The following is a 16,051-nucleotide window of genomic DNA, read 5'->3' as shown; positions in this document are numbered from 1 at the left end:
CGCCGCCCCTCTTTCCTCTTTCCAACGGCGCACAATCTGCTATCAGGCCGCGTCCCGCGACGGGACACCCTCCATGGGCCTTGCTGGACGACATCCCGGCTCGCGCCATCCACACGAACCGATAGGAGACCCCGATGTCGATCACTGCTGAAGAAAAAGAGCGCCTGATCAAGGAATTCGCGACGAAGGACGGCGATACCGGCTCCCCCGAGGTGCAGGTGGCAATTCTTACCTCGCGCATTTCCACGCTCACCGAGCACTTCAAGACCCACAAGAAGGACAATCACGGCCGCCGTGGCCTTCTCAAGATGGTCGCCCAGCGCCGCAAGCTGCTGGATTACACGAAGGCGAAGGACGAGGCCCGCTACCAGGATCTCATCAAGCGTCTCGGCATCCGCCGCTAAGCACGCGCACCCGGAATTCGGAAAGGCCGTGCCTTTGGGCGCGGCCTTTTTTTTTGGCCCAAGCGCGAAACATACCAAAAGGTATTGTCAGGCTCGCAAAAGCATACCATAAGGTATGGAGACCAACGGAGCCCGCCATGACCGCTTTCCTGATCGCCACCTGCCTCTCGCTCGCCTGGGCGCTGGTGCATACCTTCGTCGGCGGGCGCCAGGTCGCGCGGCCCCTTCGCGCGGTGTCGATGCCGCACACGGCGCGCGCCACGGCATGGATGTGCTGGCACTACGTCACCGTCGCGCTCTTTCTCATGTCCGCCTTCTTTCTCGCGGCGGCCCTGGGCGAGGTCGGTCTCGGCCTCGCGGCCACGCTCCTCGCCGGCGCGTTCTTCCTCACGGGCCTCTGGGCCAAGGTCGCCACGGGCGAAGCCTTCGCGCGGCTGCCGCAGGGCTGGCTCTTTCTGCCGGTGATGCTCGCCGGGATTTGGGGACTGCTGGCATGAGCGCAAAGCGCCTCGCACGCGAGGATTGGCTCGCGCTCGGCCTCGCGCAGCTCGCCGAGCATGGTCCCGGCGCGTTGAAGCTCGCGCAGATCTGCGCGGCCGCTGGCATGACGCGGGGCTCATTCTACCACCACTTCGCCGATCACGGTGCTTTTCTCGAGGCGCTTGTCCTCCACCGCCACGCGGAGGAAGAAAACGTGCTCGCGGAGATGCTGCCCGCGGGCACGCCACCCGCGGACGCGCTCGACCGGTTGACCGATCTGGCGCTCGATCTGGATTTCCGGCTGGAGCTCGGCCTGCGCGAACTGGCGCGGGAGCATGAACCTGTCGCCGCGGCCATGGAGCGGGTCGATGCCACCCGCCTCGCGCTCATGGTCCCGCTCTACGCCGCGCGCTACGGCATCGCCGAGGCGGAGGCGCGCGATGCGGCGCTTCTCGAATACGCCACCTTCCTCGGCCTCATGCTCATGGATCCGACCCGCAGCACGGAAGAGCAGCGCCGCCTCTACGAGGTCTACCTCGCCATGCAATCCGCCCGCTACGAGCGCCCCGCTTGACGCGGCGCAGCCCCTGCCCCAGCCTGATCCAACGGAGGACAAGCCATGTTAGCCACCCTACGCGTCCTGATCCACATGGGCGGTCTCCAGCGCCTCGCGCCGTTCTGGCTCTCGGGCGTGGCGGCCATGGCGGTGTTCTGGACGCCGTGGTTCCTTTTGGCGCTGGTCTACGGCGTGGTGATGCAGTTCTTCGTGGAATACCTGATCCACCGCTTCCTGCTGCACCGCGAACCGCCCACCGACCAGGGCACGTTCAACGCGCTCTACCGGAGCCATATCGGGCACCACGAGTTCCCGAAGGATCCCGAATTCTTCACCGGTGATGATCATTGGTACGCGGTGCGCTTCGGCCTGATGTCGGTGGCCCTCCACGCGCTGGTGCTGTGGCCGTTCGTGGGGCTCCCCTACGCGGTGCTATGGCCCGCCGTGGCGGTCTTCGTGGGATCTGTCTCGGCCTTCGCGTTCTACGAGTATTGCCACACGCTCTCCCATCTCAACGTGCCCAAGGGGTGGTTTGGCCGGAAGGTCACCGAGAGCCACATGCGCCACCACTTCGCCGATCACGAGGCGACCTTTCACGTGAGCTTCGGCATGGGCTGGATTGATCGCCTCTTCGGAACACCCTATGACCGCGGCGCCGCCAAGGAGCGCTACGACCCGCAGACGATCCTCTCCATGGGCATGGACCCGGACGATCTGCGCCTCGTGACCGCGCGCAAGGCCTATGGCATCTCGAAGCATCCGCGCCGCAAGGCACCGGTGACGCCCGCGGAGTGAGACCTTTCGCGCACGCGCCTGCCCGCCTAGACTGTCGACATGAAAGTCACCCTACTCGGCGCCACGGGCACGATCGGGCGCGCGGTCCAGTCCGAGCTGCGTCTAGCAGGGCATGACGTCGCCACGCCGGGCCGCGCTGATCTCGCCACGCTCGATCTCAAGGGGCAGGAGGCGGTCATTTCCTGCATTGCATCGCGCAACGGCACGCCGCGCGATGCCTGGGCGGTGGATCACGATCTCAATCTCGGCGCGCTCGAGGCCGCGCAGGCGGCTGGCGTGCCGCGCTTCGTGCTCCTGTCCGCGATCTGCGTGCAAAGACCCCGCCTCCCGTTCCAGTTCGCCAAGCGCGCCTTCGAGGAGAAGCTCGCAGCCTCCGGGCTCCGCTACGCGATCATCCGCCCCACGGCCTATTTCAAATCCCTCTCGGGACAAGCCGACCGCCTCCGCGCGGGCAAGCCGTTTCTCACCTTCGGAGACGGGACGCGCACCGCCTGCAAGCCGATCTCCGACCGCGACCTTGCACGCTACATCGTGCGGGCGCTGACCGACCCGAACATGGAAAACCACACCCTGCCCATCGGCGGTCCGGGCCCCGCGCTGACGGCGCGGGAGCAGGGCGAACTCCTCGCCGAGGCGCTCGGCGTCCCTTTCCGAACGCGCAGCGTCCCGCCGGGGCTCCTCAAGGGCATCGCTGCGATCCTCGGCGCGCTCGGCATGAAGGAGAAAGCCGCCCTCGCCCGCATCGGGCACTACTACGCCACCGAATCCATGCTCGTCTGGGATGGCCAGCGCTACGACGCCGACGCCACGCCCGAATTCGGGCAGGACAGGCTCGCCGATCACTACCGCCAGCTCGCCCGCGGCACGGCGCCGGATGATCGCGGCGCCCACGCCGTCTTCTAGGCGAGGCCGGGCACCGCCCGCCGCCCACGCCATAGCCGCACGGCCTCGTAAAGCGCGAGCCACGGCAGGTAGAACCCGAAGACCATCGCCCTGTCGAACGCGCCCGTGAAATCCTCGGCCATGCCCACCTCGCCCACGGCCAGCACCCAGAGCCCGTACTGAACCCGGTAGAAGAAGGAGGCGAGCGCGAGGATCACGAGCCGCCCCGCCCAGGCCGCGTGCCGCGCATCTCGAGCCACCGCGAAGCGTACTGTCTGCAAAGCCGCCAGTACGAGGAGCGCTCCGTAGAGCGTAAAGCCCGCGCTCATCCACGCCCCCCCGATGGTGCCCTGCCGCGCGATGTAGAAGAGCCCGGCGAGGCCGGTCGCAAGCGCCAAGGCCGCGACGAGCCGCCCGTTCCAGTGGTGCAGGCGGGGAAAGCGGCGTCGCAAAGCGCCGGAAAGCTGCACCGGGGCCAGCGCCGTCAGGAGGCCACCCACGACCATGTGCGCATAAACGCTCAACGTCGCCGCGCCATCGGCGCTGATGAACCGCGACACCGCCTGCTCCTCAGCCGAGCCGAGCGAGAGCCCCCGCCCCACGGAATGCACGTAGAACGGCAAGGCCAGGAGGAGGATCGCCCCGATCCCCAGCCCGCCCCGATATCGCCGCCAAAGCCCTGCCATGCCCCGGAAAGTGACACCTCGCCGCCGAGGGTCAACCGGCGGGGGGAGCGCCGCTTTCCATTCCAGCCCAAACCGTGTATGCGCCACGCATCTGAGACGTAACGCTAAGGCCCTGGCGTTGTGCAAAGGAAATAGGGGCCGGCGGGATGGGCCCGCCATTGAAACGGAGGACCCGCGACCGCGCGGGAGCGCCTCCAGACAGGATACGCATATGTTTACCGAAACCAAGAAAAGCATCCAGTGGGGTGAGGAAACGCTCACGCTGGAAACCGGCAAGGTCGCGCGTCAGGCCGACGGTTCCGTCATCGCCACGCTGGGCGAGACCTCCGTCATGGCCAACGTCACCTTCGCCAAGACCGAGAAGGAAGGCCAAGGCTTCTTCCCGCTCACCGTCCATTACCAGGAAAAATACTACGCCGCGGGCAAGATCCCCGGCGGCTTCTTCAAGCGTGAGGCACGGCCCACGGAGAAGGAGACGCTGACGGCCCGCCTGATCGACCGTCCGATCCGCCCGCTCTTCGTGCCGGGCTTCAAGAACGAAGTGCTCGTGATGTGCACCGTTCTCTCCCATGATCTCGTCAACGACCCCGACATCGTCGCCATGATCGCGGCATCCGCGGCGCTGACGATCTCCGGCGCGCCCTTCATGGGCCCGATCGCCGGTGCGCGTGTGGGCTTCGAGGACGGCGACTACGTCTTGAACCCCACCGTCGACGACATGACGAAGCTCCGCGAAAACCCCGAGCAGCGGCTCGACCTCGTCGTCGCGGGCACCAAGGACGCCGTGATGATGGTGGAATCCGAGGCCTACGAGCTCACCGAGGAAGAGATGCTCGGCGCCGTGACCTTCGCCCATGACTCGATCCAGCCGGTCCTCGATCTCATCATCGACCTGGCAGAGGAATGCGCAAAAGAGCCGTTCGACTTCCAGCCGCCGGATTACTCCGAGCTTTTCGAGGCCGTGAATGCTGCGGGCGAGAGCCAGATGCGCGACGCCTACGCCATCGGCGACAAGCAGGAGCGCACCGCCGCCGTGGCCGCCGCGAAGGAAGCCATCGTGGCAGCGCTCTCCGAGGAGCAGCAGGCCGACAGCAACCTGGGTTCCGCGCTCAAGAAGCTGGAAGCGGGTGTGCTTCGCGGTGACGTCGTGAAGAACGGCCGCCGCATCGACGGGCGCAAGCTCGACGAAGTGCGCGATATCGTCTGCGAGACGGGCATGCTGCCCCGGACGCACGGCTCCGCGCTCTTTACGCGCGGTGAAACGCAGGGCCTCGTGGTCACGACGCTGGGCACCGGCGACGATGAGCAGATGATCGACGCCCTCGAAGGCACCTACAAATCGAACTTCCTGCTGCACTACAACTTCCCGCCCTACTCGGTCGGTGAAGCGGGCCGCGTGGGCCCTCCGGGACGCCGAGAGATCGGCCACGGCAAGCTCGCCTGGCGCGCGCTTCAGGCCGTGCTGCCCGCCGCAACGGACTTCCCCTACACGATCCGCGTGGTCTCCGAGATCACGGAATCGAACGGCTCCTCCTCCATGGCCTCGGTCTGTGGCGGGTCGCTCTCGATGATGGACGCGGGTGTGCCGCTCAAGGCACCGGTCGCCGGTGTGGCCATGGGCCTCGTGCTCGAGGATGACGGCTCCTACGGCATCCTGACGGACATCCTCGGCGACGAGGATCACCTCGGCGACATGGACTTCAAGGTCGCCGGTACGGAAAACGGCATCACCTCGCTCCAGATGGACATCAAGGTCGCTGGCATCACGCCCGAGATCATGAAAGCCGCGCTGGCGCAGGCGAAGGAAGGCCGGATGCACATCCTGGGCGAGATGGCGAAATCCATCACGTCCGCGCAGGAATTCTCCGTCCACGCCCCGCGCATCGAGACGATGAACGTGCCCACCGACAAGATCCGCGAAGTGATCGGATCGGGCGGCAAGGTCATCCGCGAGATCGTGGAAGTCTCCGGTGCCAAGGTCGACATCAACGATGACGGCGTGGTGAAGATCGCATCGCCCAACGGCGACGCGATCAAGAAAGCCTACGAGATGATCCACGCCATCGTGGCCGAGCCCGAAGAGGGCGCGATCTACAAGGGCAAGGTCGTCAAGATCGTGGACTTCGGTGCTTTCGTGAACTTCTTCGGAAAGCGCGACGGCCTCGTGCATGTCTCTCAGATCGAAAACCGCCGCCTGAACCATCCCTCCGATGTTCTGAAGGAAGGTCAGGAAGTCTGGGTGAAGCTCCTGGGCTTCGACGACCGCGGCAAGGTCCGCCTCTCCATGAAGGTCGTCGACCAGGAGACCGGCGAGCCCGCCAAGAAAGAAGAAGAAGCCTGATTGCCCTTCTCGCGCAGCCGTTGCCTAGATCGGCTGCCGTAGGGTGCGGTTCCAAATAGGACCAAAGCAAGATCAAAGAGCGCCGAAGTTAGCCACTATCGGCGCTCTTTTTCTGTGCGCAGCCAAGTCAGGCGCAGCTGTTCCCAGATTAGCGCGCGGCGGATCCGGTTGTGCTCTGCGATGACTGCTCGCTTTTTGTCGACGCTGATGCCGCTTTCGCGCGCCATAAGGCGGCGGATCCCCACAGAGGGCAAAAGCCGCCTGAGCGGCGGCAAATAAAAGGCAAGCCGCCCCGGCCCGGAGGCGGCAGCGATGCGCCCCCCCAGAAGACGCCGGGCTTTAGTCAGGTTGTCCTCAAAGGACGCGCGCGCCGGATGATCGACTTTGACGTCAGGCGCAAAACGCAGTGCCAGGCCAGCCGTCGTCGCCCGCTCGGCCCATTCCATGTCACCGCCAGACAGGCGCGTCTCGTCGAAAAGGCCCACCATCTCGAAAGCTGCGCGTCGCATGAACACGTTCGCCGTCGCGGCTCGATTCTGGCTGGCGTAGCGGGCCTGATCGAGGCTTTTGATCCGATCGTAAAGCTCAGAGGGCGTCCACTCGTCCCCCTGAGGCACCAGCTCGATCCCACCAGCGAAGCGGAAGGTGTCTGGATGGTCTTCAACAACTGCCCAGCCGGTCGACAGGTAATCAGAATGGGGTCGGCAATCGGCATCAGTGAAAAACAGGACATCGGCTCTGGCAGCGCGGATGCCAGCATTGCGCGCCGCGTAAGACCCAGGCCGTGCCTCTGAAATGACACGCAAGGGCGCGTTCCTCGGAAGGTTGTCCGGCACGGGGTCGTCAGGATCGTTGTTAACCACGATAACTTCGTAGCGCGCAGGGTCGAAGTCTTGGCGAGCGAGGCAATCGAGGCACAGCTCCAGCGCATCCCACGACCTGTAAGTCGGTATGATCAATGACAAGTCCGGACTGGATGCAGAACGAGGGACAGTCACAGAACTCCCTTCCTCCTTGCGGCGCCTATTTTCGGACTGATACAGCGAGTTATGGAAAGGGAAAAGCACCTGAAGGTCGTCGTCGCCACACTGACGCGCGAGCGGCCCGAGATGCTCAAGAAGCTCCTTTTCAGCTGGTCGAACATGGCCCTACCGCCCAACATTGACGCGCAGTGTTTAGTTGTCGAAAACGACGACTCTCCCAAATCTCTCTTGGTGGTGGAAGCGTGCTCGACCTTCGCCAATGGGCTAGCGCTAAAGTACGTGCACGAAACCGAACTTGGCATCCCGTTCGCGCGTAATCGCGCCGCGCGGGAAGCGCTGGAATCTGGCGCGGACCTCCTCGCCTTCGTCGATGACGATGAACGCGTCGACAGTGAGTGGCTCGTTGAATTGGTCCGCACCCACCGCGAGACCGGTGCCGAACTTATAGGCGGCCCCGTGCGCGTGGAGCTTGGCCTCGCCGATCCTAGCCTGACAGAGCGGATGATCTTCGGCTCACTGGAGCAACGCTTCCGGCGGAAGGAAAATCGCGCCTGCGCCAAGACCCGTCAAGGAGGCACTGATGGGGTCACGATCGTGACCAGCAACTGGCTCGCGCGGACTGGGCTCTTCCGTGACCATGGCCTCTGGTTCGACGAAAAGATGCGCTTCACCGGTGGCACCGACGCGAAGTTCTACGCCGAGGTCAGAGAGAAGGGCCTGAAAACAGCCTGGTCGCACAAAGCCATCGTCTACGAGGAAATCCCTTCAGGCCGCCTGTCGTTGGGCTACCAGTTCAAGCGCGGGCGTAACCAATCCTCCAGCGCGTTCCACCGCAAGCTGATGAAGAACCGGCTGATGGCGCTGACGCTGCTGGTGATCGTGCCGTTCAAGCTCCTTGCGGTAGTGGCGCTGATCGTGGCGCTGCCCTTCACGCGGGGCCTGACGCTGGCCGATATCGCGCGGACATCGGGTGGGCTCCTGGGCCGCTTCGACGCGCTCCTCGGGCGCCGCTCGGACCTTTACGAAGTGGTGACGGGAGAATGATCGGCCGCCGCGCAGTCAAGGCCCATATCCGTGACTTCAAGCAGGCACGGGAGGCCGCGCGCCGCCACGCGCTGGAGGTCGAGGTCCCGCGCCTAGGCGCCCTGGCACTGTCGGAGTTTCCCGAAAGCCCGATGCACACCTTGCCGCATCCGGTCATCGTCACCCTGACCTCATACCCCGCGCGCTTCGCGACGCTGCACCTGACACTCCGGTCACTCCTGTTGCAGACGGTGCGGCCGGACGCTATCGCCCTGTGGTTGACCCGCGAAGACCGCGCCCTCGTACCCGAAAAGGTCACGGAGTTGGAGGCGCTGGGCCTCAAGATCGAAACCTGTACGGAGCTTCGGTCCTACAAGAAGATCGTGCCCGCGCTGAAAGCTTGGCCCGAGGCAGTGCTCATCGCCGCCGACGATGATCTCTACTTTCCGCAGGACTGGCTGGAACGACTGCTGGCGGCCTATGACGGAAAGTCGGTGCAATGTCACCGCGCCCACCGCATCCGCTCCACTTGGTCCGGCAGACCGCGACCTTATGCTGATTGGGACCGCTATTTGACGGCGGCAACTAGCGGTAGCATGATTTTTCCGACCAGCGGCGGAGGAGCGACCTACAGCGCAGACCTGCTGCACGAGGATGTCACGCGCGAGGACTTGTTTACGGAACTTGCACCCACGACCGACGACGTCTGGCTCTATTTCATGACGCGCTTGGCGGGGCGCCACGCTTCGAAACTGGCAGGCCAATTCCACTTAATCGAATGGCCCGGGAGCCAAGAGACCAACCTCAAGGGAGCCAATCTCTACGGAGAAGGCAACGACAAAGCCCTATCAGCGATGACCCGCTACTATGGCTGGCCTCGCTGATAGGGCGCCGCACGGTCAGGAGGCGAGTTTCGCTGTCCGCAGGTAGGGCAGGCGCGTTTCGATGGCGCCGTATTTCGCGATGGCGTCGGCGTCGCTTACGGCGACGGGCACGACGATGTCGTCGCCCACCGACCAGTTCGCCGGCGTCGCCACGTTTTCGCGGCCGCTCGTTTGGAGAGCGTCGAGGGCACGCAGGATCTCTGAGAAATTGCGGCCCACCGTCATCGGGTACGTCATGGAGAGCTTCAGCTTCTTGTCCGGCCCCACGATGAAGACCGAGCGCACTGTGGCGCTGTCGGCGGGCGTGCGGCCATCGGGGAGCACGGCCTCGGCGGGCAGCATGTCAAAGGCCTTCGCCATCTCGAGGCCGTCATCGGCCACGATGGCAAATTCAGGCTTCGCGCCCTCGAGGCTCTCGATATCGGCCTTCCACTTCACGTGATCTTCCACGCCGTCCACGGAAACGCCGAGCACTTTCGTGTCGCGCTTGGCCCATTCCTCGGCCAGCTTGGCGACGGCGGAGAACTCGGTCGTGCAGACCGGGGTGAAATCCTTGGGGTGCGAGAAGATGATCGCCCAGCTGTCGCCCACCCAATCGTGGAGCGCGATCTCGCCCTTGTCGGTGGTGAGCTTGAGATCGGGGATCGTGTCGTTGATGCGCAGGGTCATCGGAAAAAACCTCGTGAATGTTCAACATGCAAACTAAGCTCTGGGCCGAATTTTGTAGAGGCCCCCGCGAGATATAGGGACGGTTTCCTCTCCCGCGCGCCACGCTGGAACGCGCGGCCTTGACGATGCCTCGGCGGCGGGACAACTCTGGCCCAAACCACGCCAGCGGAGGCCGTCCCATGATCGAGAACCGTCAATTCTACATCAATGGCGCGTGGGTCGATCCGGCCGCGCCCAACGATTTCGCCGTCATCGATCCCTCCACCGAAGAGCAATGCGCCGTCATCTCGCTGGGCGACGCGGCCGATACGAATGCCGCCGTCGCAGCGGCGCGTGCCGCCTTCGAGAGCTGGTCACAAACCAGCCCCGCCGAGCGCAAGGACCTCATCGAGGCGATCTTCGCCGCCTACGAGGCCCGCGCCGAGGACATGTCGCGCGCGATCTCGCTCGAGATGGGCGCGCCCATCGACATGGCCCGCGCCAGCCAGACCACCTCGGGCACCTGGCACATCAAGGGATTTCTCGAAGCCTTCGAGGCCATCGAATGGGAGAGCGTGCGCAGCGAGAAATCTGGCGAGCGCATCCACCGGGAGCCCATCGGCGTCGTCGGCATGATCACGCCGTGGAACTGGCCTATGAACCAGGTGACGCTGAAGGTCATCCCCGCCATCGCGGCGGGCTGCACCATGGTCCTCAAGCCCTCCGAGATCGCGCCACTCTCTTCCTATGTCTTCTCCGAGATCATGCATGAGGCCGGCTGCCCTGCGGGCGTCTACAACATGGTCAATGGCGATGGGCCGGGCGTCGGCACGCAGCTCTCCGAGCACATGGATGTGGACATGATCTCCTTCACCGGGTCGACGCGGGCCGGGCGGCTGATCACCGCCGCTTCGGTGTCGAACCTCAAGCGCGTGAGCCTCGAGCTTGGCGGAAAAGGCGCGAATGTCATCTTCGCGGATGCCGATGAAAAGGCCGTCATCCGAGGCGCGCGCCACTGCTTCAACAATTCCGGCCAGAGCTGCAACGCGCCCACGCGCATGCTCGTCGAGCGCGCGCGCTACGACGAGGCTGTGGAACAGGCCGCGGAGACCGCGGAAGCCACCAAGGTCGCCGCTGGCTCAGAGGAAGGCCGCCATATCGGCCCCGTCGTCTCGGAGACGCAGTTCGACAAGATCCAGGGCCTCATCCAGGCGGGCGTCGACGAAGGCGCCCGTCTCGTTGCCGGCGGCATGGGACGCCCGGACGGGCTCAACCGCGGCTATTACGTGCGCCCCACCGTCTTCGCCGATGTGACGAACGACATGACCATCGCGCGCGAGGAAATCTTTGGCCCGGTCCTGTCCATCATCCCTTTCGACACCGAGGAAGAGGCGGTGCGCATCGCCAATGACACGCCCTATGGCCTGACGAACTACGTCCAGACCAGCGATGACGACCTCCGCCTGCGCATGGCGCGCAAGCTCCGCGCGGGCATGATCGAAACGAACGGCAAGGGCTTCGGCCGCGGCTCGCCCTTCGGTGGGATGAAGCAATCCGGCAATGGCCGCGAGGGCGGGCTCTTCGGGATCGAGGAATTCCAGGAGGTGAAGGCGATCAGCGGCTGCTGATCCACTGGATTACTCCGATGCCGTGGGCCGCGCACCGGGGCCATGGCTCAATGCACGCGTGTAGGACGGGGCGTCGTCGCAGACATAGCTGCTCTCGGCCACCTTCCAGGCCCCGTCTTCCTCCACATAGGTGGAGTAGATCACAAACGGCGCGCGCACGAGGATCTGCCCTGCGAGCACGCGGCACTCGAGCGTGCCCCTGATTGTACCGTCCACATATTCGGCGGCGATCACGCTGCGCACGATGTCGGTCGCGCCGATCCTTGCGTAGTGGTCGCAAACGCCTTCGAAGGTTTCTTTCACTTCCGCGCGCGTGCGCAGTTGCCGACGTCCGTCGAAGGTTTCCACGGTCGTGGGCACTTGGGTCATCGAGAGGAAGCTCTCGAAATCCTTGGAAAGCAGCGCCTCGGCACTGCGGGCCGCGAGCTCCTCACAGATTGCTCGCGCGTCGACATGCGTCTTCGCCATTCGCCTCGCCCGTCTTCACCCACGCCACACATGCCGGATGTGTCACCCTACATCGCGAACCTAAGGGCGCGGGGACGGGAGGCGAAAAGAAATCGTGGCACGCCCGCGCCCGTGCTCGCTTTTCCGCCGATGCCCGACGACTAGAAGGGCGGTTGCGCCCGAAATTCGAGGCGTTCGCCCCCGTCGGGATGCCGGAGGCTCAGTTTCCAGGCGTGGAGCATGAGCCGCGGGCGGCTCTGGCGCGTCTCCTCCGTGCCGTAAAAGACATCGCCGAGAATCGGGTGCCCGATATGCTCCATGTGCAGCCGCAACTGGTGGGAGCGGCCGGTCTGCGGGCGCAGCTCCACGCGGGTCGTCTCGCCAGGGCTCTTGGCGCGCCACTCGGTGAGCGCCGCGCGGCCTTCCCCAGCGTCGATCTTCTGGCGCGGGCGGTTCGGCCAATCGACGGTGATGGGCGCATCGATGACGCCCTGCCCCTCGAGCCGCCCGGCCACCTCGGCGAGATAGACCTTCCGCACCTGCCGCTTCTCGAATTGCAGCCCCAGGTGGCGCTGGGCGAGGGCCGAAAGCGCAAAGATCATGACGCCGGAGGTGTCGCGGTCGAGCCGGTGCACGAGCCGGACGCCGGGATAGGTCGCCTCCAGACGGCTCAGAAGACAGTCCGCAAGGTGCGCGCCCTTCCCCGGGACGCTGAGAAGCCCGGCGGGCTTGTCCACGGCCAGAAGCTCATGGTCGAGGTGCAGGATCGTGAGCGGGTCGCTGGGCGGATTGTAGGGATCCTCAAGGGCGGGCACGGCGCACCTGCCTGAAGAGCGAGATCGAATAAAGGGCAAGCGCGGCCCAGATCATCGGGAAGGCCACCGCGCGGGCGGTCCCGAAGGGCTCGCCAAAGATCACCACGGCGATGATCAGGATCATCGTCGGCGCGAGGTATTGCAGCATCCCGATGGTCGAGAGCTTCAGCCGCTTGGCGCCGTTGGCGTAGAGCATGAGTGGGACTGCCGTGACGAGCCCGCAGCCGAGGAGAAGCCAGGGCGCGGCAGCAAAGCTGCCCGCGCCGGTGCCTTCGAGCCACGCGATATAGGCCAGCGCGGGGGGCGTCAGGATCAGCACCTCGAGGAGAAAGCCCTGGTTCGGCCCGATGGGCAGCTGCTTCTTGGCCAGCGCGTAGAAGCCGAAGGTGAGCATCAGCGCGAGGCCGATGATCGGCACCTCGCCCGCATCCACCGTGAGCACGGCGACGGCGATGCCGGCGAGCCCGATCGCCGCCCATTGCAGCCCGTCGAGCCGCTCGCCCAAGAGGAGCGCGCCGAGGAGGACGGAAAAGAGCGGGTTGATGTAGTAGCCGAGCGCAGCCTGAACGGCCTGCTCGCTTGCGATGGCATAGACGTAGACGGCCCAGTTCGTGGAAATGAGCGCCGCCGTCACCGCCGCCATTCCGAGCGCCCGGGGATCACGGAGCGCGGCGCGCAGCGTGTCCGTCCGCCCGAGCGCGATGAGCACCGCGCCCGCCACCGGGACCGACCAGATGACGCGATGCGCCACCACCTCCACGGCAGGCACATGCTCCAGCCATTTCAGGTAGAGCGGAAGGAAGCCCCAGAGCCCGAAGGCTCCGAGGGCAAAGGCGAGGCCTTCGGGCGTGTCGCGGTTCTCGGTCATGTGATGCCCTTACGCCCTTCGTGTAGGGCGCGGAAGCCGTCTCTCCCCTCCTCGGGCCTGACCCGGGGCCTTCACCAACAAGGGAACTGTAGCTGACGGGAGAAAATCATGCCATCGAGGAAAACGGAAAATGCCCCGGATCAAGTCCGGGGCAGAGCGCGCCCGCTGTTTCAGGCCTTCGCCCGCGCGCCCATCGGATCGTAGAGCGGCTTCAGCGAGGCCTCTGCCCGCACGCGTGCGCCCATGACATCGATCTCGTAGGTGGAGGCGAGCACGTCGTCGGCCGTCTCCCCCGCGCAGGGCACGTAGCCCATCCCCATGGCCCCGCCTAGCGCATGCCCGTAGCTCCCGGAGGTCAGGAAGCCCACGATCACCCCGTCCCGGAGCACCGGCTCGTTGTGGTAGAGGAGCGGCTCGGGATCGGTGAGCTTGAACTGGAGAAGCCGCTTCTCGAGCCCTGCCTCCCGCTTTCGCAGCACGGCCTCGCGCCCGATGAAATCGGGCTTGTCGCGCTTCACGGCAAAGCCCAGCCCAGCTTCCAGCACGTGATCCTCGGCGGTGATGTCATGGCCGAAATGGCGGAAGCCCTTCTCGATCCGGCAGGTATCCATCATGTGCATGCCGCAGAGCTTAAGCCCGTGATCCTCGCCCGCCTCCGCGAGCGTCTCGAAGACATGAGCGGCCATATCGGCGGAGACATAGACCTCCCAGCCGAGCTCCCCCACATAGGTCACGCGGTGGGCCCGCGCGAGGCCCATGCCGATCTCGATCTCCTGCGCCGTGCCGAAGGGGTTGGTGTCATTGGAGAAATCAGCGGGCGACACGGAAGAAAGCAGATCCCGCGATTTCGGCCCCATGACAGCGAGCACGCCCTCGGCGGGCGTGACATCCGTGATGACGACGAGGAAATCGCCCCGGTGCCGCTCCATCCAGGTCTGATCGGCGAGCCGGGTGGCCGCGGGCGTCACCACGAGGAAGGCAGTCTCTGAGAGCCGGGTGATCGTCACATCCGCCTCGATCCCCCCGCGTGAGTTCAGGAACTGCGAATAGACGATTCTACCCACCGGCACGTCATACTGCCCGCCGGCCACGTAGTTTAGGAAGGCCACCGCATCAGGCCCCTCCACGCGGATCTTCCCGAAAGAGGACATGTCATACATGCCCACACCCTCGCGGATGGCCATGTGCTCCTCGCGGACGTTCTCGAAGAAGTTCTGCCGCTTCCAGCTATACTTGTACTCCGCCTCCTGGGAGCCGCGCGCGAACCAGTTTGCCCGCTCCCAGCCCGCCAGCTCGCCGAAGACCGCGCCGCGATCGGCGAGCTGTGCGTGAAACGGCGAGCGACGCACGCCCCGCGCCGTGCGCTTCTGGAGATAGGGGAAGTGGTCCGCGTAAAGGAGGCCCAGCGTCTCCCGCGACCGCTCCCAAAGGTAGGTCTTGTTGCCCTGGAAGGGCTCCATGCGGGAGATGTCCACGTCGCCCAGATCGAAGGGCTTCTCGCCCGCTTCCATCCATTGCGCGAGCGCCATGCCCGCGCCGCCCGCGGACTGGATGCCGATGGAATTGAAGCCCGCCGCCACCCAGACATTGTCCATCTCCGGGCAAAGGCCGAGGTGGTATGCGTCGTCGGGCGTGAAGCTCTCGGGCCCGTTGAAGAACGTGTGGATGCCCGCCTCCACAAGCATGGGCATGCGCGCCACGGCCTGTTCGAGGATGGGCTCGAAATGGTCGAAATCCTCGGGCAGCTGATCGAACTCGAAATCGTTCGGAATCGGCCCCCAGGGCTTGGCCTCCGGCTCGAACGCGCCGAGGAGCATCTTGCCCGCGTCTTCCTTGTAGTAGGCGCATTCATCCGGCACGCGCAGCACGGGCATCTGGGTGAGGCCCGCGATGGCCTCGGTGACGATGTAGAAATGCTCGCAGGCCTGTAGGGGCACGTTCGTGCCGAGCATCCGCCCCACGTCGCGGCCCCACATGCCCCCGCAATTGACCACGTGCTCGCAGGCGATTTCGCCCTGTTCGCCCGCTTCATTGGCCCAGGACACGCCGGTGATACGGCGCCCCTCGCGGCGCACGTCCACGGCCCTCGTCCGCTCGAGCACCGTCGCGCCACGCTGCCGGGCGCCCTTGGCGAGAGCATGGGCAATGTTGGCCGGGTCACCCTGCCCGTCGAGGGGGAGCCATACGCCGCCCGTGACGCCCGCGATGTCGAGATGGGCGTATTTCTCCTTCACCTCCGCGGGGCTGATTTCTTCGACCTCCACGCCAAAGGCGCGCGCCATGGCGGCCTGGCGGTTGATCTCCTCCCGCCGTTCCTCGGTGAGGGCGACGGTGATCGACCCGCAGCGCTTGAAGCCGGTGGCCACGCCCGTCTCCTCCTCGAGTGCGCCGTAGAGCTCCTGCGAATACTTGGCGAGGCGGGTCATGTTGGCCGAGGCCCGCAGTTGCGCGATGAGCCCCGCCGCATGCCACGTCGTGCCGGAGGTGAGCGATTTGCGCTCGAGCAGCACCACGTCCTGCCAGCCAAGCTTCGTGAGATGGTAGGCCACCGAACACCCGATGACCCCGCCCCCGATGATTACGACACGTGCATGGGAGGGCGGGGTCATTG

Annotated in this window: 16 protein-coding genes; 9 read left to right on the top strand and 7 right to left on the bottom strand. The window is 65.4% G+C overall.

What is annotated here, in order from left to right; all coding sequences use genetic code 11:
• Nucleotides 1-134: 134 nt before the first annotated feature.
• The 5 genes from rpsO (at nucleotide 135) to AAFM92_14810 (ending at nucleotide 3,138) form a co-directional block, all read left to right on the top strand.
• Entirely contained in the window at nucleotides 135-404 is a 270-nt protein-coding gene (gene rpsO / locus AAFM92_14830) for a 30S ribosomal protein S15 (protein ID MEL7301654.1), read from the top strand.
• Between the two features lie 137 nt (nucleotides 405-541).
• Nucleotides 542-901 (top strand): hypothetical protein, encoded by a 360-nt coding sequence (locus AAFM92_14825; GenBank protein MEL7301653.1) that lies wholly within the window; start codon nucleotides 542-544, stop codon nucleotides 899-901.
• Nucleotides 898-1,458, top strand: coding sequence for a helix-turn-helix domain-containing protein (locus AAFM92_14820; GenBank protein ID MEL7301652.1), 561 nt, complete (start codon nucleotides 898-900; stop codon nucleotides 1,456-1,458). The genes AAFM92_14825 and AAFM92_14820 overlap by 4 nt, the downstream gene beginning before the upstream one ends.
• A gap of 45 nt (nucleotides 1,459-1,503) precedes the next feature.
• On the top strand, nucleotides 1,504-2,235 hold the full coding sequence (locus tag AAFM92_14815) for a sterol desaturase family protein (protein ID MEL7301651.1): 732 nt from the start codon (nucleotides 1,504-1,506) through the stop codon (nucleotides 2,233-2,235).
• 39 nt (nucleotides 2,236-2,274) lie between these two features.
• Nucleotides 2,275-3,138 (top strand): NAD(P)H-binding protein, encoded by an 864-nt coding sequence (locus tag AAFM92_14810; protein ID MEL7301650.1) that lies wholly within the window; start codon nucleotides 2,275-2,277, stop codon nucleotides 3,136-3,138.
• On the opposite strand, the gene AAFM92_14805 is transcribed toward AAFM92_14810, so the two are convergent.
• Complete coding sequence (locus tag AAFM92_14805) at nucleotides 3,135-3,803, bottom strand: DUF2306 domain-containing protein (protein MEL7301649.1); 669 nt, start codon at nucleotides 3,801-3,803, stop codon at nucleotides 3,135-3,137. The two genes, AAFM92_14810 and AAFM92_14805, sit on opposite strands and share 4 nt — an antisense overlap.
• A 211-nt stretch (nucleotides 3,804-4,014) precedes the next feature.
• Between AAFM92_14805 and pnp the strand changes: the two genes are divergently transcribed.
• Nucleotides 4,015-6,144: a polyribonucleotide nucleotidyltransferase gene (pnp, locus tag AAFM92_14800; protein ID MEL7301648.1), complete on the top strand. Its 2,130-nt coding sequence runs from the start codon at nucleotides 4,015-4,017 to the stop codon at nucleotides 6,142-6,144.
• 95 nt (nucleotides 6,145-6,239) lie between these two features.
• Here pnp and AAFM92_14795 read toward each other — a convergent pair whose 3' ends face one another.
• The gene (locus AAFM92_14795) at nucleotides 6,240-7,103 is read right to left on the bottom strand and encodes a glycosyltransferase family A protein (GenBank protein ID MEL7301647.1); all 864 of its coding nucleotides are present in this window, start codon (nucleotides 7,101-7,103) and stop codon (nucleotides 6,240-6,242) included.
• 90 nt (nucleotides 7,104-7,193) lie between these two features.
• Here AAFM92_14795 and AAFM92_14790 point away from each other — a divergent pair, with 90 nt between their 5' ends.
• Together AAFM92_14790 and AAFM92_14785 are read left to right on the top strand one after the other, a co-directional pair.
• Nucleotides 7,194-8,171 (top strand): glycosyltransferase, encoded by a 978-nt coding sequence (locus tag AAFM92_14790; protein MEL7301646.1) that lies wholly within the window; start codon nucleotides 7,194-7,196, stop codon nucleotides 8,169-8,171.
• On the top strand, nucleotides 8,168-9,034 hold the full coding sequence (locus AAFM92_14785; GenBank protein ID MEL7301645.1) for a glycosyltransferase family 2 protein: 867 nt from the start codon (nucleotides 8,168-8,170) through the stop codon (nucleotides 9,032-9,034). Before AAFM92_14790 ends, AAFM92_14785 begins: the two co-directional genes overlap by 4 nt.
• Nucleotides 9,035-9,049: 15 nt before the next feature.
• Here the strand turns inward: AAFM92_14785 and AAFM92_14780 are convergent, their stop codons facing one another.
• Nucleotides 9,050-9,703 carry a peroxiredoxin gene (locus AAFM92_14780; GenBank protein MEL7301644.1) on the bottom strand — a complete coding sequence of 218 codons (654 nt, stop codon included), beginning with the start codon at nucleotides 9,701-9,703 and terminating at the stop codon, nucleotides 9,050-9,052.
• Between the two features lie 179 nt (nucleotides 9,704-9,882).
• Between AAFM92_14780 and AAFM92_14775 the strand changes: the two genes are divergently transcribed.
• A complete protein-coding gene (locus AAFM92_14775) occupies nucleotides 9,883-11,310 on the top strand; it encodes an aldehyde dehydrogenase family protein (GenBank protein MEL7301643.1) in 1,428 nt (475 codons plus the stop codon).
• A gap of 9 nt (nucleotides 11,311-11,319) precedes the next feature.
• On the opposite strand, the gene AAFM92_14770 is transcribed toward AAFM92_14775, so the two are convergent.
• The 4 genes from AAFM92_14770 to AAFM92_14755 form a co-directional block, all read right to left on the bottom strand.
• On the bottom strand, nucleotides 11,320-11,778 hold the full coding sequence (locus AAFM92_14770) for a hypothetical protein (protein ID MEL7301642.1): 459 nt from the start codon (nucleotides 11,776-11,778) through the stop codon (nucleotides 11,320-11,322).
• A gap of 140 nt (nucleotides 11,779-11,918) precedes the next feature.
• Complete coding sequence (locus AAFM92_14765; GenBank protein MEL7301641.1) at nucleotides 11,919-12,572, bottom strand: RluA family pseudouridine synthase; 654 nt, start codon at nucleotides 12,570-12,572, stop codon at nucleotides 11,919-11,921.
• Nucleotides 12,559-13,440, bottom strand: a complete 882-nt coding sequence (gene rarD, locus AAFM92_14760) for an EamA family transporter RarD (protein MEL7301640.1) — start codon at nucleotides 13,438-13,440, stop codon at nucleotides 12,559-12,561. The genes AAFM92_14765 and rarD overlap by 14 nt, the downstream gene beginning before the upstream one ends.
• A gap of 170 nt (nucleotides 13,441-13,610) precedes the next feature.
• Nucleotides 13,611-16,049: an FAD-dependent oxidoreductase gene (locus AAFM92_14755; GenBank protein MEL7301639.1), complete on the bottom strand. Its 2,439-nt coding sequence runs from the start codon at nucleotides 16,047-16,049 to the stop codon at nucleotides 13,611-13,613.
• Nucleotides 16,050-16,051: the final 2 nt, after the last annotated feature.

The sequence above is a fragment of the Pseudomonadota bacterium genome (genome assembly GCA_038533575.1).
Classification (GTDB): Bacteria; Pseudomonadota; Alphaproteobacteria; order Rhodobacterales; family Rhodobacteraceae; genus Shimia_B.
This window is presented reverse-complemented; position numbering and strand designations above follow the sequence as displayed.